This window comes from Microbacterium sp. AC145, assembly GCF_979258505.1.
Genome location: NZ_OZ409859.1, coordinates 3400970 through 3424509, shown reverse-complemented (window position 1 = coordinate 3424509; position 23540 = coordinate 3400970). Strand labels below are relative to the sequence as shown.

The following is a 23540-nucleotide window of genomic DNA, read 5'->3' as shown; positions in this document are numbered from 1 at the left end:
CGATGAGGGAGAGCGCGATGAGATCACAGCGTTCAGGTCTGGGCGGCTGCCTCTTGGTCGCGATCGTCGTCGCGGCCGCCCTGGTGGGGTGCACGGCGCAGGAGCCGGACGAGCCCGCGGCGGCATCCGCCACCGCGCAGCCCGCTCCGTCGGCATCCGCGTCGGCATCCGCCGACGTTCGTGACGACCTGGTCGGAGACTGGGTGTCACCGGACGACCCCGATGTCACGCTGACCTTGAGCGCGGACGGCACGATGGTCGGCTTCGACGGATGCAACACGCACTCGGGAACGTGGAGCGACATCTCGGGCGGCGCCATCCGGCTGCAGTTCGAGATGAGCACCGAGAAGGGATGCCCGGAGGGCTTCGACGCGTGGCTCGTACTGTCAGACGGCGCGATGGCGCTGGACTCCACCCTCGGGCTCTACGGCCCGGCGGATGGACCCACCGGCACCATGGTGAGGGCCGACGACTAGCCCGCGTCGCTCAGACGGCGGGGATCTCCTCGATCGATCGGTACACGGGCAGGCCTCGTTCGAGAGCGATCTCGACGTCCTTGTCGGCGCCGGTCGATTCGCCGGGCAGGCGCAGCACGGCGTCGCAGTGCTGCAGCAGGCGATGGGCCGTCTCGTACATGACGTCGCCGCCGGCGGCATCCGTCTCGTCCATCCCGCGGAGGATCGGCAGCGCGACCCATTCGCCGATCATCGGCACGTGCCCGAGACGGTGGATGGGGGCTGCGGCCTCTTCGAGGCGCTCGAGGTTGCGGGCGATGAGTGCGGGGTCGCCGCCGGTGCCCGAGCGGTAGGGGCCGGCGATCAGGATCAGGAGTGGAGATGTCATGCGGAAGACTGTAGCGTTAACCGTGCAAGAACGTGCAACTTCACGAAAAAACATGATTCAGGGAGTCGGATGCTGGGTACACAGCGCAAGGACCTGCTGCGGGAGATCCTGCACAGAGACGGCCGCGTCGTGGCGAAGGAGGTGGCGCGAGACCTCGGACTGTCGGAGGACTCGATCCGCCGCGACCTGCGCGAACTCGCCGATGCGGGTGAGCTCGTGCGCGTCTACGGCGGCGCCCTCCCCATCCCCGCCGCCGACCGGCCTGTCGAGCAGCGCCTCACCCTGTCGACCGACAGCAAGCAGCGCGTGGCCCGCCGCGCCGTCGAACTGATCGCACCGGCATCCACGATCGTGCTGGATGCCGGAACCACCACCCTCGCGATGGCGCAGATGCTGCCCCACGGCGCCGGCCTCACCGTGATCACACCGAGCCCGGCCGTCGCGCTCGCTGCGGCCGAGCACTCCGACGCGCGCATCGTGATGATCGGCGGCGAACTCGCCCGATTCTCGATGGTGGCGAGCGGCCCCCTGGCGATGGAGGCCGTGCAGCATCTCGCGGCCGATGCGTTCTTCCTCGGCGTCACCGGCATCGACCCCACGCACGGGTTGACCACCGGCGATCTCGACGACGCCGTCACGAAACGGGCGATCGCCGCACGCTGCGCGCAGACCTTCGGGCTCGGCAGCGAGGAGAAGATCGGATCCGTGTCGCGTTTTCCCGTGCTCGACCTCGACGCGGTGGCCGGCATCGTCGTCGACCCTCACGACACCGCACCGGTGATCGACGCCCTCGCCGAGCGGGTGCCCGTGCTGCGCTGACAGACGTCAGGTGATCGTGGCCGCCACGATCGTCGGGGTCATGATGGCGATCATCGCGGCGGCGATCGCGTCGTTCACGGCCTTGGCCACAGCATCCCCGGTGGTGGATCCCGCAGTCAGCTCGTCGATCCGACGCGTGAGGTCGCGCGACGAGACCCCGCCGCACTCGTCGCGCAGGATCGCGTGTGCGGCGTTGAGGTTCTGCAGGATCGACAGCAGGGCGAGGTCGGCCTGCGAGGGCGCGGCCGTGCCCGCGAGCACGGCGGCCAGCCGAGAACGCAGCACGTGCTCGGGTGCGGGGTCGGACTCCGGCGTGCGCGCCGAGCCCCAGCCGAAGAACCCGCGTTCGCCGCGGATCAGCACGCCCTGCACCACGAGCGACTCGACGACGATCTCGAGCGGGTCGAGCTTGGGGCGCGTGACGAGCGACTGCAGCCGCTTGCCACGCAACGGTACGAGCCTCTCGAGTGTCGTGTCGAGGATCGGATTCCCGGTCGGCTCGGTCGACACGACGTCGACCACCGGATTCTTCTCGGTCGAGACGGTGACCCGCCCGTGCAGCGCGAGATCGACGATGACGGCGGCGATCTCACCATAGAGACGATTGACGCTCACAGAGCTCTCGATCCGGCCGTCGGGCCGAAGGAGCAGCATGTGGAGTTCTTCGACGATCAGCATGCATCCACGCTACGACGGCCGCTCACGCCGCGGCATCCCCCGATCGGATGACTTGTGGATGCACGGACGCCGCGCCCTCCGAGGAGGACGCGGCGCTCGAATCGGCACGCGACCGTCAGGCGCCGATCTTCTTGGCGTCGTCGGTGTTGAGCAGGCGGAAGAGCACGGCGGCGATGACTGCACCGACCACCGGGGCGACGATGTAGAGCCACAGCGATGCCCAGTCGAAGTAGCCGCCGACCGAGAGGCCGAGCGCCACGGCCGGGTTGAAGCCGCCACCCGAGATCGATCCGACGGTCGCCGCGCCGATGAAGACGGTGCCACCGATCGCGAGGCCGTAGAAGGAGTTGCCCTCGGTGTCCTTCGACGTCGCGGTGTTGAGCACGACGTACACGAGGATCAGTGTGAACAGCGCTTCGACGAAGAACGCCGGTCCGACCTCGATCACCATGGCCTCGCCCCCGGCGGGCCACACGGCGAGGCTCGCCAGCGCGGCGAGCGCGCCACCGACGAACTGCGCCACGAGGTAGGCGATGAAGTCGACGACGCTGAGGCCGCCGCGCAGGAAGACACCGACCGAGACGGCCGGGTTGAGGTGGGCGCCCGAGATGTGCCCCGTCGCGTAGACGAGAACAGCGAGCGTGAAGCCGATCGCGAGCGGAGTCAGCGGGCTCCCGCTGTTCACCGCCGCGATGATGGCGAGGACGAAGAGGAAGGTCGCGATCGCCTCGGCGACCGCCTTGCGAAGTGTTCCGGTCATGCGTGTGCCCCTTTTTTTGTGAGTGTCAGTGGAGAGCGACTACTCCGTCGACACGCACACCCCGGCCGACGCACCCTCCATTTCGAGCCGAATCTAGCGGCGCGACACGCCGACCGGTGAGCGCAGCGCTGGAATCCTGAGTCAGCATGCCGATATGTGACGAGGGAGCGGGCGCAACGACCACCGAGCCGCGGGAGAGCCCTGTCAACCCCGTCGCCTCCTCGACCCCGGACTCCTACGGTCAGCTCATGACCCACCACGAGAACCATGAAAGCCACGAAAGCCACGAGAGCCACGAGAGCCACGACGAGATGTCCCGCGAGCAGAAGCGTCACGATCAGCTGACCTCGGCACCGGATGCCACGGAGGCCGACGCCGCGCCGCGCGTGGAGGTCTCGGAGCATGACGGCACGACACGTATCGACATCCTTCCGGATGCCGCCGTGCGGCCGGGCCCCGGACCGGGCGCCGAGCCCGCGGGCGACGACGCAGGCGACAACGCCGCCGCCGACAGGACCTGACCGAACAACACTTGCCAATCCGGAAAGCGATCACTACGCTTTCCGATATGGAAAACGACTTCTCGGCTTCGCAGCCGCCTCGGCCGACCTCCGCCGAGGCGCGGGAGGCGCTCGACCGCCTGAACCAGGACGGCGAGATCCTCGCGCGTCGGGTAGTGACGCCCTGGTGGTACCACGTCGGGCTCGCTGCCATCATCTTCACGATGATCGGATCGCAGGCGCTCCCCGGCGTCGCGAGCATCATCCTGGTCGCACTCGCGATCATCGCGATCCCCGCCCTCACACTGACCTACAGCCGGCTGTACGGCATCTCGACCTCCTACCGCAGCGGCCCCGGCAGCACGAGGATCCTGATCTCCACGATCGCCGTGCTCGCTATCGGGATGGTCTCCGCCCTCGCCATCAAGTTCATCGGAGCATCGCCGTGGTGGGTCCTGATCCCGGCGGGTCTCGCTGCGGTGGCGACCGTGATCCTCGGCCGCCGCTACGACGACATGCTGCGCAGCGAGCTGGCCCGCACCACCGACGGTGCCGCATGAGCGCCGAGGTCGCCCCCCGGTTCGACGACATCATCCACTCACCGATCCGACTGCGGATCGCCGGACTGCTGCGCAGGATCACCGAGGTGGAGTTCGCCGCCGTGCGCGACACCCTCGACATCAGCGACGCGACACTCTCGAAGAACATCAAGGTGCTCGTCGACGCGGGCTACCTCGCCGTTCGCAAGGAGAGCTCACCGGGACGCGCCGACGCGCGCCGGCTCACCTGGATCGCACTCACCCCCGAGGGGCGCCGCGCCTTCGAGGGGCACCTCGCCGAGCTCACTCGCATCGCCGCGGACTGAGGCGCGGCGGCATCACCGCGCACCGCCCGGATGCCAGGCGACCACCGTCGACTCGGAACTAGTTGCGCGTCCGCTGCGGGCGGGCCCCGACTCCGGGGTAGATTGCCCTTGTGACCACCGCCCTCGACGACGACCTTCCCGCGCGCCGGGAAGCTCGCCCGGACCGGAGCGCGGCGGCGGCGCGACCCTCGCCGATGTCGCGCGCCTGGCGGATGTCTCGCGCGCCACCGCCTCCCGCGTCCTTGCCGGCCGCGCCGCCGGCAAGTCGGCGAGCCATGCTCGCGTGCTGGCCGCCGCCGAAGAGCTGGGCTACGTCGTCAACGGACTCGCCCGATCGATGATGGGTGTCGGACGCCGCAGCATCGCTTTCGTGTCGAGCATCATGGTCGGCCCGACGTTCGCGACGATGGCCGGCGGCGCCGAAGACGTCGCGACCGCGAACGGGCACCTGTTCACGATGTGCACGACGGGCGGAGACCTCGACCGCGAGGCCGCGCTGATCGAGACTCTCAGCGAGCAGCGGGTCGCCGCGGTGCTGCTGGTCGGGTCGACACCCGCGAACGAGGAGTTCGAACAGCGCGCGCAGGGGTACGCGACCACGCTCGCACGGGTGGGTGCCCGGCTGATCCTGTGCGGTCGCGCCGCGCTCCCCCACCACCCGCAGATCGCGTCCATCGACTACGACCACCGTGGTGGGGTGCAGAGCGGCGTCGCGCACCTCGTCGGGCTCGGGCATCGTCGCATCGCGTTCATCGGCTCGCTCGATGAGATGACGACCCCGCACCAGCGTTTCCTCGGCTACCACGACGGGCTCGCCGACGCGGGCATCGAGTTCGACGCCGAGCTGACCGTCAAGAGCGGCAACTCGTCTGATGAGGCGGCCGCAGCCACGATCTCGTTCGTCGAGCGCCACCCCGAGGTCACCGCCATCGTCTGTCAGACCGACGTGATGGCGGTGGGCATCTGCCGCGCACTGCACGGCGCGGGCATCGCGATCCCGGCGCAGATCTCGGTCGTCGGCTACGACGACATGCAACTGGTCGCCGACCTGACCCCCTCGCTCACGACGGTGCGCGCCCCTTTCCACGACGTCGGCGAGCTCGCCGGGCGCATCGCGGTCGGCGACACCTACGACGGTCCGGTCGTGCTGCCGAGCGAGCTCATCATCCGCGGATCGACCGGTCCGGCGCGAGCCTGACAGCAGGGGATGACGCGGCAGGGGATGACGCGGCACGACCCGCCGCGCCACCCCCGTGCATCCGGTCAGTAGGCGCCGAGATCCTCCCACGGGCCGTTCGCATCGCCCGGCTCCTGGTTGCGGGTCCACCACGTCGCGCGGAAGGTGTGACCCTCATGGGCGACGACCTCTCCGCCGACGTAGACGTATGACGCGGTCCAGGACCGCACGGCATCGCCCGCCGCCGGCACGGGCGCACCCTGCCGCATCCACGACCCGGTGGCGGTGCTGCCCGGCGCCTCGTTCTTCGTCCACCACTGCGCCGTGTAGACGGCTCCGTCATGCGACACCACGTCGGCGGTGTCATAGACGGTGGCCGCGTCCCAGGCAGGGATGGCCGGAGCGGTCGACACCTCGCCGAACACGATGAGCTCGGCCACATTGAGGATCTGGCCGTTCACGAGGCGGATGTACCGGAACGACGTGTCGTCCTCCACTGCCCACTGCTGCCAGTCGAGCGTCTTGGCCGGGGCCGCGGGCGTGAGTCGCGTCCACGTCTGCAGGTCGTTCGAGCCCTCCAGTCTCATGTCGGCGATGCGCGAGGTGCCGTACCCGTCCTGACGCACGAGCATCTCCGCGCCGCTCAGCGAGACCGTCGTGTCGGGGCCGAAGTCCCACACGTTGCCGTACAGCCCGGAGTTCAGCCGGGTGTCGGAGTGCGTCGCAGGATCGCCGTCGAGCATCCTCGCCGTGTACTGCGTCCAGGCGGCATCGACCACGCCGTCGGGGCGCAGCACCGTCGCCTCTCGGAACGCCGAGTCGATGCGTCCGTCGTCGCTCGACAGGAAGAGTCTCGATCCGTCGGTCGTGGCGTGGATGGTGTCGGCATCCCGCCCGTCGGCGGTGGTGAAGTCGACGGAGAAGTCGACCCGTGCACCTCGCTGAGCGCTGTCGGGAACCGCGGCCGTCGCGACCCACTCTCCGGCCGCCGTCGAGGTCACCGTCGCCGGGGCGCCGAGAACCGTGACCCTCACGTCCGTGTTGCCCGACGGGCCGGTGACGCGCACCTCGACGTCGTCGCCCGCCACGATGCGACCGGCGACGGCATCCGCCGACGAGAGCGACACGGTGTCCATCGAGCCGACGGCCTCGGTACGCGAGCCGTCGATGCGGATCTCGGCGATGCTCCAGATTCCCGGATACGCGGGATCCGACGGCACGCCGGGCTCGTCGACCTGGAACTTGAGGAACCGGAACGGCTGACCCTGCACCTCCTCGCGCACATCGATCCACTCCATCGACGAGTCCTGACCCGCGTTCGGATGCTCGGTGAGCAGCGTCCAGGTGGCTCCGTCGTCCGAGCCGTAGACGTTCGTCCCTTCGGCCCGGTTGGCGAACGTGTCCCTGGCCTGGAAGCCGAACCGGTCGACCCCGACACGGAACGCCGAACCGACGTCGAAGACGATGCTCGGCACGCGCTGGTCGCCCCAGGTCGTCTGGTTGTCACCGTCGGTGATCGCCGTCAGCTGGGCGGCCGTGAGCGGCGCGGCGCTCACGAGCGAGCGGTAGTCGAGCGTTCCGTCGGCCAGCACGGGGGTGAGGACCACGAGACCCGCGACGGCATCGCCGAGCTCTTCGAGAAGCGTCGCGAAGGCAGCGGCGTCAGCATCCGGCACTCCCTGCTCGGCATTCGTGCGCGCCTCGAGCAACCGGGTCCAGCTCGCCGAGGTGTACTCGCCGCTCGCGCCGACACGACCGACCAGCTCGGCGATCGCTGCGTCTCGACTCTCGACGACCGTGATCGTCACGGGCAGCGCCGTGATGGTCGTGCCGTCCGACGCCGCGACGGTCATCTGCGCGGCCTCCGGCTGCGCGGGGATCCAGCTGATCGTGTCGCCCTGCAGGGTCGCCCCCGCGGGAGCATCCTGCAGCGCGAGGGTCACGGTCTCACCGGCGGCATCCGAGGTCGCGACCCCGCGCGTCCACTGCTCGCCCGCGACGAGCACGGCGTCGAGCGCGGGGGCATCCGCGAACACGGGCGGTGTGAGCACACCGTTCGCCTGCGCCAGCAGACCCGCGACGTCGACCGTCGCGTCCGATCCGGTCGCCCGGAGGAACAGGATGTTCTCGCCCACCGCACCCGGGGTCTTCGTGAGCGCCAGATCCAGCCAGACGTAGCGCCACTCGCCACCCGTGTCGGGGACGACGATCTCGGCGAACGGCGACTCATCTGCCGTGCGCGAGGCCTGCAGTCGGGCGGTTCCGTCGCTTCGCACCTTCAGTCCGACGAGCGACTGGGCCGCGGCGCGGTCGCCCCAGATGGCGCGGCGCACCGCGAGGTTCGCTGCGTCTGCGGCAGCATCGAGCCGGATGAACGAGGTGTCGGCGTCTTCTCCCCGCGCGGCACCCGCACCGAGGGGCGTGCCGAAGGTGCCCACCGAGAGCTCGGCGCTCGGCGCGAGAGGCGCGACGGAATCGTCGACCTCGGCGAGCTCCTCGGGGAACGCCACCCAGTACTCGGCGCCGGTGTAGTCGGATCCCCGGTCGTTCCAGAAGTTCTGCACGCCGGTGCCGTAGTAGTACAGCGGCCCATCGCGCTGCTCGTAGAGCTCGGCGACATGGGGCGCCTCGGCGGCGATGTCGACGTCGGCGACGTAGCGATACTGCAGATACGCCTCGCTGAGCGGATCCTGCAGCCGACCGCGATACGCCTGCGAGATCGCACCGCCCTCGTTCGCCGGGATGTACGGCACCTCCTCGCCCATCATGAAGGCGTAGAAGGTGTCGGCGCCGTCGAGGATGCGGTGGTCGAGAAAGTCATAGGGCGAGACCGCATCCGCAGCATCCGACACGGTGCCGGCGGTCGGATCGAGGGTCGTGCCCTGCGCGTCGACGATGCGGGCGAGGGCGACGAAGAGGTCGACGTCTCCCTGACCGTGCGCCTGGTCGCGCAGCATCTCCATGTGCTGCACGAACGGAGCGCCGGTCGTGTTCCCTGGCGCGTCGGCGGGGACCTCGCGGAACAGCTGCTCCAGCGATCCGTTCACGTTGCCGCCGTACAGGTCGTGCTCGCTCTCGTAGCCGGCGTTGACCGTGAACCACTCGACCCGCTCGGCATAGAGGTCGGCGTCGTCGAGGAAGATCGCCGCAGAGATCATGCCGATCACGCCGTAGAGGTGCTGGTTCCACAGTCGGTTCTTCGAGGACAGGAAGGTGTCGAGCACCGGCCGCACGAGGTTGTCCTCGATGCGCTGCTCGTCGGCATCCGTCCAACGCAGGTCGTAGCCGTCGAGCGAGTCGTTCGCAGGGTCGGTGCTGCGGATCAGTTCGGCCGCGATCAGCATGTAGTACAGCGGCACACCGGTATGGATGTGCGCATCGGCGAAGTACTCGTACTTCGCGGGATCGAGACTGCTCCATGCCCTGAGGCCGTGCAAAGCGTTCGCACGGTACTGCTCGTCGCCGGTGACGACGTACTCGAGCGCCTGGGTCATCACCCCGATGCCGTCGCGTTGCGCCATCGACCGCATCCCGACGCTCGCGTAGGCGTCGTTCTTCGGCAGGTCGGTGCCGGGCTGCGCGTTCTCGACGCGGTAGTCGCGCGCCGCATAGCGGGTGTCGACCATCGCGTCGTAGTAGCTGGCCCACGGATCGACCCCGGCGAGCACCTGGGTGCGCATGTTCTCGAGATTGTCGGCCGTGAAGCCGATCCCCGGATGCGCGAAGCCGGCGTCGCTGACCGTCTCGACGATCTCGGGTGCAGGCGTCTGCGCGGCGGCCGCGACGAGTGGCGCGGCGGCGGATTCAGGGGCGGCGGCGGATGCGGCGGCCGGCGGCGCGACGAGGAGCGCGCCGCTGAGGGCGATCACCCCGGCGGTCAACGCACCGACTGTCTTTCGGATACTGCGTCGTTCGATCTTCATCGATCTCTCTTCCGTGACGGCGCCGTCGATCGACGGCGCGAGGGCATGCAGGAGCAGGAACTTCGCGACGGTCAGGGGTTCAGAGGTGCGGGGGTCAGTCCTCCCCCGCCGAGTGGGCATCGTCGTCGGCACGGCCAGCGGCGCCGAAGCTCAGGGAGACATCCGCGACATCGGCGGACCACCCGCGGCCGTCGAGGTCGTCGGCCCGGATGCCGAAGAACAGGCCGGTGAACCGCAGCCGGTCGCCATGGTCGTCCGACAGCGTCCAGGCCGGGTGGATGCCGGGCACGTCGACCCAGTGATCCTCGCCGACCGCGGCGACGGCGAACCGCAGGTCGGGTCCGTCGAGGTCGGCCCGCAGCCGCACCGGCCCCTCGGGCGCCGCGATCGGCGCCGAGCGGGTGGTTCGCGCTCCGTCTCGGCTCACGACGCGAAGGTGGCGACCGTTCTCGGCATCCCAGCCGAGCTGCAGCCAGATCCAGCCGCTGCGGTCGTACCAGGCGATGACTCCGGCGAGCTCGCGGGTGCTGGTGGGCACGGCATCGACCGTGGCCTCGAACGTCGCCCGGTGCTCCTCGACCCTGGTCACGATCATCGACTGATCGAAGACGGATGCCGGCGAATGCCCGCCGCGCAGCCGCAGCCATCCGGGTCGAGCGGTCAGGTCCGCCACGTCGGACGTGAGCGGAGCACGCAGCGTCGACCACCGGCGCGAGTCGAGTGCGGGCGCGGCGAAACGCTCGACGAAGCCGCGCGAGGCAGGGCCAGCGGCGGCGTCGCCGCCGACGTCGACCTCGATGTCCGGATGATGTCCGCCCTGCGCCAGCCGCAGCCATCCGTCGTCGTCGAACACGACGCGCTGCAGACAGGTCTCGCGCCCGAGGGTGCTGTACCGCTCCCCGAGATGCAGCGTCGGCCGGCTGGCGAGGTGCACCAGCATCCACTCTCCGCCCGGAGTCTGCACCAGCTCACCGTGCCCCGCCTTCTGCAACGGCAGGCCAGGGGCATCGCGGGTGGTCAGCACGAACGGCTGCGTGTCGCGCTCGTAGGGTCCGGCGATCTCCCGCGATCGTGCCACCGTGATGGCGTGGTTCCAGCCGGTGCCGCCCGCGGCGATCAGCAGGTGGTACCAGTCGCCGATGCGATAGAGGTTGGGTCCCTCGACCAGCGTCGGCTCCTGATGGATCACGGTCGCCGTGCCCGACGTGCGCTTCTCGTCGGGCAGATACTGCTCGAGCACGAGCCCTGCGAACGACGGATGCTCCGGCCGCTGGTCCCACTGCACGCCGACGATCCAGTGGGTGCCGTCCGGGTCGTGGAACAGGGAGAAGTCGAATCCACGCGAGCCGAGATGCACGGGCTCGCTCCACGGCCCCTCGATGCTCTCGGCCGTGACGAGGTAGTTGTCGATGTCCTTGTCGTCGCCGTCCATCGATCTCACGACCGAGTACGCGAGCCAGAACAGGCCGTCGGAGTGCGAGAGGCTCGGCGCCCACACGCCGCCCGAATCGGGAATGCCGCGCAGGTCGAAGCCCTCGTCGAGCGCATGCCCGCAGACCGTCCAGTGCACGAGGTCGGTGGAGTGGTGGATGCGCACCGCCGGGTGGAACTCGAACGTGCTCGTGGCGATGAAGTAGTCGTCGCCGACCCGCACGATCGAGGGGTCGGGGTTGAAGCCCCGCAGGATCGGATTGCGGATCACTCCCATCACACGACCCCCGGCACCCGCTCGAAACCGACGAAGGCCTCGCCCGCGATGAAACGAACGACCTCGTCGATCACGTCACGCCCCAGTCGGTGCAGCTCGTTGCCGGTGGCGCCGGCGATGTGCGGGGTGAGCGTGACGTTGGGCAGGCTCCACAGCTCGTCGTCGGCCGCGAGCGGCTCGGGCTCCGTGACGTCGAGGATCGCGTCGATCCGCCCCACGCGCAGGTGCGTGCGCAGCGCGTCGTGGTCGATCAGCGAGCCGCGGGCCGTGTTGATGAGCACGGCTCCGTCGCGCATGACGGCGAGTTCGTGGGCGCCGATCATGCGCTCGGTCTCCGGCGTCGCCGGGGCGTGCAGCGAGACGATGTCACTGGCGGCGAGCAGCTCGTCGAGTTCGACCTTGCGCCCGCCGAGCGAGACGACCTCCTCCTCCGAGGCGTAGGGGTCGTAGATCAGCACCCGCAGATCCGTCGCCAGCAGCAGCTGCGCCACCCGGCGACCGATCCGCGAGGCGCCGACGAGGCCCACCGTGCGCCCGTAGTTGCCGGTGTCGAGCAGATCGGCCTCACGATCGACGAACGCCCGACCCTCACGGTAGATCTGCTCGGCGTACCGCGCCCTCTTGCCCGACAGCACGATCGTCGCCGCGGTGTACTCGGCCACCGCCTGCGCGTTGCCCTCCCCCGCGTTCGTGAACACGATGCCCCGCCGCACTGCCTCGACCGTGTCGAGCACGGCGCTGGCGGTGCCGCCGGCGAAGACGACGGCACGCAGGCTCGGCATCCGGTCGAGCATCTCGCGATCGACCCGAGGGCATCCCCATCCGGCCAGCAGGATCTCGACGTCGCCGATCAGGCGAGACGCGTGGTCGCTCTCGAACTCGGTGAGCACCTCGGCAGGCACATCGACGAGACCCGACAGGCGGGCACGGTGGGGACCGAACAGGTTCTCGGCCAGCGCCGGCGGATTCATCGCGACGATCGCGCGGGGTCGGTCGTTCACTTCTTCAGCTCCTCGATGCTCCAGTCGTCGCGCCAGATCAGTTCGGCGCGACCCTCCTCGACCCGCAGCGGCAACCAGATCGGTGCCGACGACGCGAGATCGTCCCGATCCCAGCGGTCGCCGATGTACACGTGTCCGCCGTCGACCGGCAGCACCACGCTCACCTGCGAGTCGAAGGTGCGGCTGCCGGCCGGAGCGATGTCCTGCCAGGGCGACCACGGCCCCTCGAGCGCCGGAGCGGTCGAATACTTGTTGTCGTTGAGGTCCCACCCCGTGAGGTCGGACCCGAACAGGTAGTAGAGCCCGTCGTGGCGCACGAGGGTCGGCGACTCGTAGCCGATCTCCGGACGATCCTGTTGACGCAGCGTGGCGACGATCGACTCGACACCGCAGTAGTCCTCGCGCAGCCGGTAGATGTGCAGGCCGTTCTCGCGGTCTTCGGAGAGCAGGTAGCCGATGCCGTCTTCCTGGTACACCCCGATGTCGCGACTGATGTTGCCGAGGGGGCGTTCGCTGCCGAGATAGTCGTAGGGCCCCTGGGGGTCGTCGGCGATCGCGTATCCGACCCTGGCGTCGGAGTAGTCCGCGCTCTCGATGTGCAGGATCAGCACCCAGCGGCCGTCCGGTCGACGCAGCGCCTTGGGTCGCTCGACGATGCGATCGGGCGCGAGGTCTCCCGAGCCCGCGGCGAGCGCGTCGCCGAGGTACTCCCAGGTGGCGAGATCGGTGGAGCGGTAGCAGGCCACGGCCGTGAACCGGTCGCCCGCGGTCTTGTCCTCGCCCCAGGCGTACCAGTGACGACCCACCCGCTGGATGCCGATGCCGTGCAGCTGCGCGGTGCGCCCGCGATCGTCGGCGAACAGCTCGCCGGTGCGGATGGTGGTGGTCACGAGCGGTCCTCCGAGACGCGGAGCACTCGTGCGCCGAGTCCTGACGGGGTCTCGATGCGGATGCCGTCGTCACCGTTCTCGATCGTCCACGCGCCGGCGGAGTCGCCTGCCGCCGCGTTCGCGGGGAACAGCGTCTCCCCCTCGCGCACACCGGGGATCGTGAAGGAGCTCGGCTCCTCTGAGCGATCCCAGACGAAGAGCAGCGTCTGCTCGTGCGCACGGAGCCCGAGGCACACGACCTCGGCATCCCAGGTCGGCAGGCCGAGCGGCCAGAACGGGTCGGACTCCGCCAACCCGCCGCGCAGCGTCTTGTGCAGGGTGACGGCCTCGGCCACGAGCGCCTGCTGCTCCGGGCGCAGCTCGCCGAGGAAACCCGACAGATACAGCCGTCCGCTGAGTCCGGTGACGAGGGTGAAGGCCGTCTCGGCATCCGTCATCCTGACCGCCGGGTAGGCCCAGTCGCCCGCCTGTTCCGGCAGGATCGAGGCGGGAGCCGACGCTGCGATCGGCGGATACAGCCGGAAGTCCTGCTGGTCGCTGGTGGACTGCAGGTGCGTGCGCGAGAGCAGGGCGTAGTCGGCGCGCATGGCGCCGGACGAGCAGTTCTCGATCAGGAGATCCGGATGCCGTCGCTGCACGTCGTCGAGCCAGGTGCCGAGCGCGCGGACGTGGCCCAGCAGGCCGTCTCCGGCCGCCGTCGCCTGCCATTCGGTGCCGGCACCGGGGTTGATGTTGTAGTCGAGCTTCAGGAAGCTCACGCCGTAGTCCCGCACGATCCGGTCGACCGTCTCGTCGAGATGCGCCCGTGCCGCGGGGTGCCGGAAGTCGAGGTGGTAGCGGTCGTGCTCGCGCACCCGCACGCCGAACCGCTGGAAGAACGCGTCGTCCGGCAGCGCCTGTGCAGTGGGGCTCTTCACCCCGACGACCTCGGGCTCGAGCCACAGGCCCGAGCGCATGCCGGCCGCGTGGATCTCGTCGATGATGCCGCGGAGCCCCGCCTCGTCGAAGCGGCTCGGGGCCTCCTGCCATTCGCCGACCGTGTCCCACCAGTCCCCGATCTCGGGGTCGGCGAACCAGCCGGCGTCGATGCAGAACACCTCCGCGCCCGCCTCGGCGGCGGCACGGATCAGCGGGCGCAGCGCCTCGGACGATGGCTGTCCCATGAGCGTGTTCATGAAGTCGTTGTAGACGATCGGCAGGTCCGGGCCGTCGACGCGACGGATCGCGCGTCGATGCGCGGTGAGCCCGGCGATCGCCCCCTCGAAGCCCTGACTCGACGCGGCGAGCGCCACCGGCACCGTCGTGAAGTCGTCGCCCCGCCCGAGCACGTGGGCGAACTGATGCTCGAGATCGGTGGGACCGAGCAGCGAGAGGGTCAGCCCCTCGAGGCCCTGACTCAGGTCGACGTGCCAGCCTGCTCCACTCTCGATCTGCCAGGCGAGGGCCGAGCCGTCTCGGTGCACCAGGGCGCCGACCGGAAGGTGCTCGCCCGTCGACCATGCGCCGTGGCTGGTCAGGGCGGCGTGGCCCCGACCGTCCTGCGCGTGGATCGGCAGCGACAGCGGCGGCAGCTCGTCGGTGAGCGCGCGACCGTGCCAGCGGTTCTCGGCCAGCCACTCGCTGCGCGCGGTGAGAAGGTCGTACTCCTCCCCCGCGTACGGGCCCGCACCGACGCCGACGGTCGCCGAGCTGACCGCGGTGACGACGACCGGCTCGGGCACGGTGCCGCGCAGCGTGTGCTGCACCCGCACGGCTGTGCCCGACAGGGCGAGCACACTCGTCACCTCGAGACCGGTGACCTCGTCGCGCTGCACGAGCGTCACGGCGTCGGGTGCGGCATCCGCGTTCTCGAGGCGCAGCCGCGCGCCCGGAGCCGAGCGCACGTACGCCTGGCTCGTGCGTTCACGCTGCTCTGCGGCGGTGAAGATCTCCACGAGCGCGGCCGGGTGGGCGTCCCCCACGGCCAGGGTCACGGGGCCGTCGGAGCCGCCGGCGATGGTGAATCCGCCGATGCGGGCGATCATGCGCCGACCCGCTCACGGGCGCTCTCGAAGCCGAGGGTGCGGGTGCAGATCGTCGCGGCGACGGCGGCGAGCGCCGGGGTCGACAGCCAGGCGACCGCACCGACCACCGGCAGCGAGGTGGCGAGACCTGCGAGCACGGCGAGCAGCAGCCAGACGAGCGCGAGGTGAGGACGCTGCATCACGATGCGCACCGCGGCGAGCGCGAACGCGGCCCCGCGCAGTGGTGAGTCGGAGAGGAACGCGGTGGCGACGACTGTCGCGGCGACCACGGCGGCCACGGCCACAGCGCCCAGCAGCACTCCGGCATCCGCTCCGAGCAGCGCGACGTCGTACCCGAGCACGAGCACCGCGGCGCTCAGCGCCAGAGCCGAGCCCCAGCGGTGGCGCACGGCATCCGCGAATCCGCGCCAGAAGATCTGCGCCACGTGCGGATCGGAATCGAGCAGCCCGGCGGCCGCGCGCACCAGCCCGTGCAGTGCGGGGGCTGTGGGCAGCACCGCGGCGGCGCCGAGCCAGAGGGCGATGTGGGTGGCCTGCCAGCCGACGAGCGCCTGGAAGGCGAGCATCGGCACGAGACAGGCGACGAACGACAGCGACACGAGGAAGTACCGGAACGCCCCGAGCAGCAGGGTCGCGATGACGCCGTCGTAGCCGAGCAGGCGGCCGAGGCGCGAGGTGGTCACGGTGGTCATCCCTTCACCGCCCCGACCGACATGCCCTTGATGAAGTAGCGCTGGAATGCCGCGAAGATCGCCACCGAGGGCACGATCGCGAGGATCGCTCCCGTGTAGATCAGCTGCCACTGCGAGGTGAGCAGACCGACCATGCGGTTGATCGCGACGTTGATGGTTCCGGCCGACGACGAGTCGAGGAACACCAGGGGGATGAAGAAGTCGTTCCACAGCCCGAGCGACTGGATGATCACGAAGGCCGAGGTGACCGGCAGCAGCATCGGGAAGACGATGAGCCAGAACGTGCGCAGGCGCCCTGCGCCGTCGACGTGCGCGGCCTCTTCGACCTCGATCGGGATGCCCTTGATGAAGCTGCAGTAGAGCAGGATGCCGAAGCTCGCCGCCCCTCCCAGATGCACCAGGATCACCGAGAGCAGGGTGCTGTAGAGACCGACGTCGTCGAAGCCCTTCACGAGCGGGATCATGCGCACCTGGAACGGGATCATGAGCCCTGCGATGAACAGCACGTAGAGGAAGCGCGAGGTGCGTCCGCCGACCCGCTCGATGCCGTAGGCGGCCATCGGCACGATGATCACCAGCATCACGACCGTGCCGACGGTGATGATGAGCGTGTTGAGCACCGCTTCGAGGAAGTCGGTCTGCTGGAACAGCGCGACGTAGTTGTCGAAGGCGAACGACGTGGGCAGGCCCATGGGGTCCTTGGTGATCTCGGCGTACGAGCGGAACGAGTTCAGCAGCGCGTAGATCACCGGCGACGCGACGATCAGCACCAGGATGCTGAGCACCACCATCACGACGATCTCGCCGATCGACCACTTCTTCTTCTCGCGGCGAACGCGTGGCGCACGGGGGATGCGGGCGATCCCCGCAGGGCGCGCCTCCGGCTCGATCTTCATGGTGACCTGGGTCATCGTCTCGGTCATGCCTGGATCTCCCTCTTGCGCATGTAGGCGTTCGCGGCGACGGTGCTCACGATCACCACGATGAAGAGCACGACGGCGGCCGCCGACCCGAACCCGGCCCGGTACTCGCCGAAGCCGACCTTGTAGATGAAGAAGGCCATGGTCTCGCTGACGAACCCCGGGCCTCCCGACGTGAGCACGAGCACCTGGTCGAAGATCACCCAGCCGGCGATCATCGCGAGCGTCATGTTGACCGTGACGGCACCCGCGATCATCGGCCAGGTCACGTTCCAGAAGACCTTCGCGCCGCTCGCACCGTCGATGCGCGCGGCCTCGATCAGCTCCTGTGGCACCGACTGCAGGTTCGCGAGATAGATCAGGGTGGTGTTGCCGCCGAGCGTGAAGCAGGTGATGAAGAGGATCACCCAGATCACGATGCTGCTGTCGCCCAGCCAGTCGCGGGCCCACTCGGGCATCCCCATGTCTCGCAGCACCGTGTTCACGGAGCCGAAGTTGTAGTTGAGCAGGTACTTCCAGATCGTCGCCATGATGAAGGCGCTGACGAGAGCGGGCAGGTAGACCGCCGTGCGGAAGAAGCCCTGTGCGTGGTTGAGCTTGTCGAGCATGAGCGCCACGGCCAGCGAGATCACGTTGATGATCAGGGCCGAGCCGAGCCCCAGGATGAGGGTGTTGCGCACCGCGTTCCAGAACCGCCCGCTGGCGACGATGTCCTCGTAGTTCTGGATGCCGACGTAGTCGTAGTCGTCGCTGATGCCGTCCCAATCGGTCAGGCTCAGCTGCAGCGTCTGCAGCGAGGGGATGATCACCATCAGGAGGTAGATCACCAGCGCGGGCACGACGAAGCCCAGCATGGCCAGACGCCCTCGACTGAATCGTGGTCGCACGCGGACCTCGGTGTGTGCACTCATGTTCTCTCCTTGATCGATCGCCGCTCGCGGGGATGCCGAGGGCGCGGTCGGGTCCGCGCCCTCGGCGCCGGACTCAACCGGCCGCAGCGACCTGTGCGTCGAGCTCTGCCTGGACCTTCGCGATCGTCTCGTCGATCGTGGTCTGGTCGTCCTGCATCTCGATGCGCGACTGCCGGAAGAAGGTGTTGACCGAGCTGAAGGTGCTCAGCGTCGGGGCGTTCTCGTACCAGACGAGATCCGGGTTCTCGAGCAGGGCGAAGAAGTCCTCGGCCCCGGGAATGGTGTCGTTGCGCGTCACCTCGTCGGAAGCCAGGATGTTGGGCGAGATCCAGCCGCTCTCCTCCATGAGGTTCGCGGCATCCACCGAGTAGAAGTAGGTGAGGAACTCGACGGCGGAGGCGTACTCGTCGTCGTTCTCGGCGGCCTGGGACGAGATCGCGAGACCGCCGGCGGTGTCGCCGATCACACTGTTCTTGAGGACGTTGATCTTGCCGTCCTCGTCGGGGATGATGAACAGCCCCGCGTCGAACTCCGGGTCGACCTTGTTGATGTCCATCAGGCGGCCGAGCCCTGCCGACGACGTCGCCATCACGGCCTGCTCGTTGACGAGCAGCGTGGTGGTCTGGGCATCCGCCGTCGACTGCCACCCCTCGAGCACGTAGTCGTCCATGATCATCTTCAGCTCTTCGAGCGGGGCCTTCAGGTCGGCGACCGAGGCGTCACCCGCCGCTGCCGCATTCCAGAACCCGCCCTCGTCGCTGTACTCGGCGAACACGGGAGCTGCGAGCGGCTTCCACAGCTGATCCGACGGCCAGACCTCTGCCGCAGCGGTGGCGAGCGGCACATCGCCGTTGGCCTTGATCTCATCGAGCAGATCGATGAAGTCGCCGTAGGTCTCGGGCACCTCGAGGTCGTTCTCCTCGAAGTAGGTCTTGTTGTAGACGATGTTCATGCCGAGCTCGCCGTTGAGGGCGCTGGAGGGCACCGTGTAGACGTTGCCGTCCTCCGCGGCGGCGAAGGCGTCGGGCTCGAGCAGCGCGGTGACCTCTTCGGGCACGGGGGCGAGTTTGCCGGCGTTGACGTAGGTGAGGGTGTCGCGCATGTCGACCACCGCCGGCCAGTTGCCGGTGGCATCGACGGTCTTGAGCGCCGTGGCGTAGTCGGAGCCGGCCGGCAGCGGGTCGAGCTTGACCTCGGTGGTGTCGCTCTGCTCGTTGAAGGCGGCGACGACCTTGTCGACGACCGAGTTCCAGGTGTCGTCACCCGTCGCGTAGAGGAACCGGATGGTGGTCGTCTCCGTCGACTCGGCCGCGTCGCCCGAGCCACCGGCGCATCCGGCGAGCGCGAGAGCAGAGGTCGCAAGGCCGGCGGTCACCAGCAGGAGGCGGCTGCGTGCCGTCCGCGTCATTGCGTTGTGCATGTGATCTCCCTTGATTCGTGCCGGACTCTCGTCGGCTACACCGACGGTAGCCGACGGGATAGCGGTTTCCAAGCACTTTCTGTAACTAGTTGCACTTTACTCGTGAAACAGCGAGAATCAACCCTGGCGACGTTCAGCGTGCCCGGAATCGGGTGGTTACAGCCAGCCCTTGCGCTTGAAGGCCCAGTACAGACCGACGCCCATGCCCACCATGAGCGCGATCGCCATGGGGTACCCGAACGCCCAGTGCAGCTCGGGCATGTGGTCGAAGTTCATGCCGTAGACGGTGCCGACGAGGGTCGGCGCGAACAGGATCGCCGCCCACCCCGAGATCTTCTTGACCTCGTCGTTCTGACGGATGCTGAGCTCCGTCATCCTCGTCATCTCCTCGTTCTGACGCCGGGCGACGATCGTCGACTCGACCGTCAGCGCGTTGTCGAGCACCGTGCGGAAGGTATTCGCGCGCTCCGAGACGCGCAGGGTGTGGTCGAGCACATCGCGCAGATACCGCTGCAGCTCTTCGTCGACCTCGTACTTCGCCGATCCGCGCAGCAGCGCGTCGAGCATCCCGGCGAGGGGCTGCACCGCCCGCTGGAAGTCGATCACCTCGCGGCCCAGCTCGTAGATGCGCTGGGTCGCGTCGACCCCGTCTTCGAAGAGCTGACTCTCGATCTCGTCGATGTCGTTCTCGAGCCCCGCGAGCACCGGCGCGTACTCGTCGACGACCTCGTCGAGGATCGCATAGAGCACGGCCTCCGGCCCGAGCCTCAGCAGCGCGGGATCACCCTCGAGGCGGCGGCGCACCCGCGCGAGATCCGGGGACTCGGCGTGCCGGATGGTGACGACGAAGTCCTTGCCGACGAGCACGTGGATCTCGCCGAACTCGACCTCTTCGCTCGCATCGAGGTAGCGGGCAGAACGCAGCACCATGAAGAGCACATCGTCGTAGCGCTCGAGCTTCGATCGCTGGTGGCCCGACAGCGCATCCTCGACGACGAGGGCGTGGATGCCGAACTCGTCGGCCACCTCGCGGATCTCCGCCTCGCTCGGACGGTACAGGCCGATCCAGCTCAGTCCACCGCGCTCGCGCATCGCCTCGAAGGTCTCACTGAGGCTCCGCGGGTTCTCGGTGCGGACGCCGTCGACGTAAATCGCATTGTCGATGATCGCCATCGGCGCCTCCTCGATGAGTCGCAGACGACCGGATGGTCGGCCGCGCGGCGGATCAGCCCTCGACCGGCGCAGGGGCCACGCAGGGGATCGCGGCATCCGTGATCGCCTGGTGGTACTGCTCTGCCGTGAAGGGCAGGCCGAACTCCGGCGCCGTCTGTCCGTCGGCCGCCGGCGCCTTCGATGCGATGGCGGCGAGCTCCCAGGCGAGGTTGCCGATGATGTTGCCGCCCGTGGTCGAGTTGTTGAGCGACACGGCCACCGTGAAGCCGGTGGCGGGATCGGAGTAGGCCGCGGTGACGTAACCGGGGGTCCATCCCTGCTGACCGATCAGCGAGCCGACCATGAGCGCGCCACCGGTGGCCTGCAGCCATGACGGTGCGCCCTCGTATGCGGGCAGCGGTGCGCCGTAGCGAGCGGGCTCCTCCTGGGTGCGCAGTGCCTGCGCCGCTTGGGCCTGGGCGTAGCGGCCGAGGTCGTCGATGGTCGACACGACTCCCGAGTCGGTGTAGCCCGTGCTCGACGAGAGCGTCGTGATGTCGATCGGCGCGGCGCAGTCGTATCCGCCCTCGATCTCCGACAGGTAGTGCCCGTTCATCACGGGACCGGTCGACGGGGGCGCCGGGGTGGTCCGCGGCAGCGAGGTCGCGCCGAGGCCGAGCGGCTCGGTCACGTACTCCGAGATCAGCTCGGGCGCCGTGAGGCCGGTGGCGTGCTCGAGCGCCATGCCGAGCAGCAGATAGTTCACGTCCGATCCGCGGTACGTGGTGTGCGGCACCGAACGCTCGGCACCGAGGCCGTACGCCGCGAGTTCGAGCGGAGCCCAGACGCGCTCGGGGGTGTTGCGCCAGGCCGCCTGCGCGATCTCCTCGGAAGACCCCACGCCGCTGGTGCCGTTGCAGAGGTCGAGCAGCGTGATCTCTTCGAGGTCAGGCACACCCGAGACGTAGTCGGGCACCTTGTCGTCGAGTTCGACGATGTCTTCATCGACCAGCGCGTAGAGCACGTCGCAGGTCATCAGACGGGTCACGTCGCCGATGCGGAAGGCCATGTCGGTGCTGATCTCGCCGCCCTCGCCACCCGGGTCCTGCGCGCCGACGCCGGTGACCCAGCTGCCGCTCCACGGCACCCACACGCCCACGACAGCGCCCGAGGAGCCGGATGCGGCGATCGCGTTGTTGACGGCATCCGTCATCGCGGCGACCGTGTCGTCGGGGAGCTCGCCCTCGACCTGGGCCTTGGGCGTGTAGCTGAAAGTGGTTTCGCTGGTGCATCCGGTCAGGAAGAGCCCGAGCACGGCCGCGCCGGCCACTGCTGCGCGCAACCTGCGCGACGAGAGAAGCTGCATGAAAGGGTACCCCCGGAAGACGTGTCTCCCGAGTCTAGAACGCAGATCCTGAAAGTCGGCATCGGAGCCCCGCCCATAGGGTGATCACCATGCCCCATATCTTCGACGCCGAGGTGGTCTCGGCGATCCTGCGTCACATGAACGGCGACCACACCGACGACAATCTGCTCATCGCCCGCGCCTTCGCGCCCGCGGGTGGCGAGATCACGGATGCCGTGATGACGGGTCTCGACGGAGACGCCGGTGTGTGGGACATCACCCGTGCCGGCGAGGTGTCGGAGCTTCGCGTCGAGTGGCCGGGCGGCGCGATCTCGGAGCGACCGGCGGTGCGCCGCGAGGTCGTCGCCCTGTACGACCTGGCCTGCGAGCGACTCGGCGTCGAGCCGCGACCGCACGCGTAGCACCTCGAGGAATCGCGGCCCCCCGAGGGAAACGGGGGTTCCCTCGAAGTTAGGCCACCCTTACACTGGGGTCATGTCCGAGATCATCTCCTTCTCCGCCGCGCTCCGCGAGCGCTCCTCCAGCTCGCACTCCCGCAGCGAAGGCGCGGGCTTCATGTCCGACCTGCTGAAGGGCGAAGGCTCCCGCGAGGACTACATCTCGCTCGTGGCGCAGCACTACTTCATCTACGAGGCGCTCGAGTCGGCGGGCGAGCGCATGCGGAAGGACCCGGTGGCCTCGGTCTTCCTCAGCGACAAGCTGACCCGCCTTCCGGCGCTCGAGGCCGACCTCTCCTTCCTGCTCGGGTCGGACTGGCGCGAGCTGATCGTCGCGCTGCCCACCACTCAGCGCTATGTCGAACGCATCCGCCAGGTCGGCGCGACCTGGGCCGGCGGCTTCGTCGCACACCACTACACGCGCTATCTCGGCGACCTGTCGGGCGGCGTGTTCATCGGTCGGGTCATGGCCCGGCGCTTCGGCTTCGAGACGAACGGCATCGGCTTCTACCTGTTCGACGACATCGCCGACCCCGCCGCCTTCAAAGACGTCTACCGCGAGCAGCTCGACGCGGCACCGTGGGACGACGCCGAGCGCGAGCGTGTGATCGACGAGGTGCTGCTCGCATACCGCTTCAACACCGAGCTCTTCGAAGACCTCGACCGGGCCCGCGCGACCGCCGTCGCCTGACCCCCGGTCGTTGAGCGACGACGACGACGACGACCGAGACGAAACGTCCCGCCCCCCCGGTCGTTGAGCGAGGACGACGAAGTCGACCGAGACGAAACGCCCCGACCCCCACCGACGTCGCCTGACCCCCGGTCACCCCCGGTCGTTGAGCGAGGACGACGACGTCGACCGAGACGAAACGTCCCGACCCACCGACGTCGGTGCCCCCGCGTATCGTCCGGAGATGGGTTACGTCTACATACTCCGCTGCGCGGACGGCACGTTGTACGTCGGCAGCACGCGCGATCTCGACCGTCGGGTCGTGCAGCACGAGGAGGGCATGGGTAGCGCCTACACCAGGCGCCGCCTGCCGGTGGAGCTCATCTGGAGCGGGGAGTACGCGCGCATCGACGAGGCGTTCGCCTGGGAGAAGCGGCTTCAGGGATGGAGTCATGCGAAGCGGCTGGCCTTCATCGAAGGCGGAGTGGATGCCGTACGGCAGTGGAGCGTGAACGACAGGCTCCGTCGAGCAGCCGCTCGCTGACCGATCCTCGCAGCGCAGCACGTCTCGTCTCGGGCCGCCCCGCGGGCCTCGTCACGGTCGTTGAGCGAAGACGACGAAGTCGACTGAGACGAAACGTCGCAAGCCGACCTCGAAACCTCACCACGTTTCGACTCGGGCCGCTCCGCGGGCCTCGCTCAACGACCGAAGGGTGCCACCACGTCGCGCCTCGGGCCTCCTCACGGTCGTTGAGCGAAGACGACGAAGTCGACTGAGACGAAA

23 protein-coding genes are annotated in these 23540 nt (G+C 68.9%); 9 read left to right on the top strand and 14 right to left on the bottom strand.

Going from position 1 to position 23540, the window contains the following annotated elements; all coding sequences use genetic code 11:
* Nucleotides 1-17: 17 nt before the first annotated feature.
* Nucleotides 18-476: an META domain-containing protein gene (locus ACZZZN_RS16510; protein WP_463506209.1), complete on the top strand. Its 459-nt coding sequence runs from the start codon at nt 18-20 to the stop codon at nt 474-476.
* A 10-nt stretch (nt 477-486) separates the two neighbouring features.
* On the opposite strand, the gene ACZZZN_RS16505 is transcribed toward ACZZZN_RS16510, so the two are convergent.
* Nucleotides 487-843: a DUF4406 domain-containing protein gene (locus tag ACZZZN_RS16505; RefSeq protein ID WP_463506208.1), complete on the bottom strand. Its 357-nt coding sequence runs from the start codon at nt 841-843 to the stop codon at nt 487-489.
* A 69-nt stretch (nt 844-912) separates the two neighbouring features.
* On the opposite strand from ACZZZN_RS16505, the gene ACZZZN_RS16500 reads away from it, so the two are divergent.
* Nucleotides 913-1662 (top strand): DeoR/GlpR family DNA-binding transcription regulator, encoded by a 750-nt coding sequence (locus ACZZZN_RS16500; RefSeq protein ID WP_463506207.1) that lies wholly within the window; start codon nt 913-915, stop codon nt 1660-1662.
* A 6-nt stretch (nt 1663-1668) separates the two neighbouring features.
* Here ACZZZN_RS16500 and ACZZZN_RS16495 read toward each other — a convergent pair whose 3' ends face one another.
* Complete coding sequence (locus tag ACZZZN_RS16495) at nt 1669-2340, bottom strand: GOLPH3/VPS74 family protein (RefSeq protein WP_463506206.1); 672 nt, start codon at nt 2338-2340, stop codon at nt 1669-1671.
* A gap of 115 nt (nt 2341-2455) precedes the next feature.
* The gene (locus ACZZZN_RS16490) at nt 2456-3100 is read right to left on the bottom strand and encodes an MIP/aquaporin family protein (protein ID WP_463506205.1); all 645 of its coding nucleotides are present in this window, start codon (nt 3098-3100) and stop codon (nt 2456-2458) included.
* Between the two features lie 248 nt (nt 3101-3348).
* Between ACZZZN_RS16490 and ACZZZN_RS16485 the strand changes: the two genes are divergently transcribed.
* The 4 genes from ACZZZN_RS16485 to ACZZZN_RS16470 all read left to right on the top strand — a co-directional run bounded on the left by ACZZZN_RS16485 (nt 3349) and on the right by ACZZZN_RS16470 (nt 5663).
* On the top strand, nt 3349-3621 hold the full coding sequence (locus ACZZZN_RS16485; protein ID WP_463506204.1) for a multidrug transporter: 273 nt from the start codon (nt 3349-3351) through the stop codon (nt 3619-3621).
* 47 nt (nt 3622-3668) lie between these two features.
* Nucleotides 3669-4160, top strand: a complete 492-nt coding sequence (locus ACZZZN_RS16480; RefSeq protein WP_463506203.1) for a DUF1129 domain-containing protein — start codon at nt 3669-3671, stop codon at nt 4158-4160.
* Complete coding sequence (locus ACZZZN_RS16475; RefSeq protein WP_463506202.1) at nt 4157-4465, top strand: transcriptional regulator; 309 nt, start codon at nt 4157-4159, stop codon at nt 4463-4465. The genes ACZZZN_RS16480 and ACZZZN_RS16475 overlap by 4 nt, the downstream gene beginning before the upstream one ends.
* Nucleotides 4466-4538: 73 nt before the next feature.
* A complete protein-coding gene (locus ACZZZN_RS16470) occupies nt 4539-5663 on the top strand; it encodes a LacI family DNA-binding transcriptional regulator (RefSeq protein WP_463506615.1) in 1125 nt (374 codons plus the stop codon).
* 65 nt (nt 5664-5728) lie between these two features.
* Here the strand turns inward: ACZZZN_RS16470 and ACZZZN_RS16465 are convergent, their stop codons facing one another.
* The 11 genes from ACZZZN_RS16465 to ACZZZN_RS16415 all read right to left on the bottom strand — a co-directional run bounded on the left by ACZZZN_RS16465 (nt 5729) and on the right by ACZZZN_RS16415 (nt 21649).
* Nucleotides 5729-9565 carry a carbohydrate-binding protein gene (locus ACZZZN_RS16465; RefSeq protein WP_463506201.1) on the bottom strand — a complete coding sequence of 1279 codons (3837 nt, stop codon included), beginning with the start codon at nt 9563-9565 and terminating at the stop codon, nt 5729-5731.
* Nucleotides 9566-9659: 94 nt separating this feature from the next.
* Nucleotides 9660-11273 carry a glycoside hydrolase family 43 protein gene (locus tag ACZZZN_RS16460; RefSeq protein ID WP_463506200.1) on the bottom strand — a complete coding sequence of 538 codons (1614 nt, stop codon included), beginning with the start codon at nt 11271-11273 and terminating at the stop codon, nt 9660-9662.
* Entirely contained in the window at nt 11273-12274 is a 1002-nt protein-coding gene (locus ACZZZN_RS16455; protein WP_463506199.1) for a hydroxyacid dehydrogenase, read from the bottom strand. Before ACZZZN_RS16455 ends, ACZZZN_RS16460 begins: the two co-directional genes overlap by 1 nt.
* Nucleotides 12271-13164 carry a family 43 glycosylhydrolase gene (locus ACZZZN_RS16450; protein ID WP_463506198.1) on the bottom strand — a complete coding sequence of 298 codons (894 nt, stop codon included), beginning with the start codon at nt 13162-13164 and terminating at the stop codon, nt 12271-12273. Before ACZZZN_RS16450 ends, ACZZZN_RS16455 begins: the two co-directional genes overlap by 4 nt.
* The gene (locus ACZZZN_RS16445; RefSeq protein WP_463506197.1) at nt 13161-15188 is read right to left on the bottom strand and encodes a glycoside hydrolase family 36 protein; all 2028 of its coding nucleotides are present in this window, start codon (nt 15186-15188) and stop codon (nt 13161-13163) included. The genes ACZZZN_RS16450 and ACZZZN_RS16445 overlap by 4 nt, the downstream gene beginning before the upstream one ends.
* Nucleotides 15185-15880 carry a hypothetical protein gene (locus ACZZZN_RS16440; protein WP_463506196.1) on the bottom strand — a complete coding sequence of 232 codons (696 nt, stop codon included), beginning with the start codon at nt 15878-15880 and terminating at the stop codon, nt 15185-15187. Before ACZZZN_RS16440 ends, ACZZZN_RS16445 begins: the two co-directional genes overlap by 4 nt.
* Complete coding sequence (locus tag ACZZZN_RS16435) at nt 15877-16803, bottom strand: carbohydrate ABC transporter permease (RefSeq protein WP_463506195.1); 927 nt, start codon at nt 16801-16803, stop codon at nt 15877-15879. The genes ACZZZN_RS16440 and ACZZZN_RS16435 overlap by 4 nt, the downstream gene beginning before the upstream one ends.
* Nucleotides 16800-17711, bottom strand: coding sequence for a carbohydrate ABC transporter permease (locus tag ACZZZN_RS16430; protein ID WP_463506194.1), 912 nt, complete (start codon nt 17709-17711; stop codon nt 16800-16802). The genes ACZZZN_RS16435 and ACZZZN_RS16430 overlap by 4 nt, the downstream gene beginning before the upstream one ends.
* Before the next feature lie 73 nt (nt 17712-17784).
* Complete coding sequence (locus ACZZZN_RS16425) at nt 17785-19131, bottom strand: ABC transporter substrate-binding protein (RefSeq protein WP_463506193.1); 1347 nt, start codon at nt 19129-19131, stop codon at nt 17785-17787.
* 156 nt (nt 19132-19287) lie between these two features.
* The gene (corA, locus tag ACZZZN_RS16420; RefSeq protein ID WP_463506192.1) at nt 19288-20304 is read right to left on the bottom strand and encodes a magnesium/cobalt transporter CorA; all 1017 of its coding nucleotides are present in this window, start codon (nt 20302-20304) and stop codon (nt 19288-19290) included.
* Nucleotides 20305-20356: 52 nt separating this feature from the next.
* On the bottom strand, nt 20357-21649 hold the full coding sequence (locus tag ACZZZN_RS16415; RefSeq protein WP_463506191.1) for a serine hydrolase domain-containing protein: 1293 nt from the start codon (nt 21647-21649) through the stop codon (nt 20357-20359).
* An 89-nt stretch (nt 21650-21738) separates the two neighbouring features.
* On the opposite strand from ACZZZN_RS16415, the gene ACZZZN_RS16410 reads away from it, so the two are divergent.
* From ACZZZN_RS16410 to ACZZZN_RS16400, 3 genes are all read left to right on the top strand, one after another.
* Nucleotides 21739-22050, top strand: coding sequence for a DUF2470 domain-containing protein (locus ACZZZN_RS16410; protein WP_463506190.1), 312 nt, complete (start codon nt 21739-21741; stop codon nt 22048-22050).
* 73 nt (nt 22051-22123) lie between these two features.
* Nucleotides 22124-22777: a biliverdin-producing heme oxygenase gene (locus ACZZZN_RS16405; protein ID WP_463506189.1), complete on the top strand. Its 654-nt coding sequence runs from the start codon at nt 22124-22126 to the stop codon at nt 22775-22777.
* Between the two features lie 223 nt (nt 22778-23000).
* Nucleotides 23001-23300, top strand: coding sequence for a GIY-YIG nuclease family protein (locus ACZZZN_RS16400; RefSeq protein ID WP_463506188.1), 300 nt, complete (start codon nt 23001-23003; stop codon nt 23298-23300).
* Nucleotides 23301-23540: the final 240 nt, after the last annotated feature.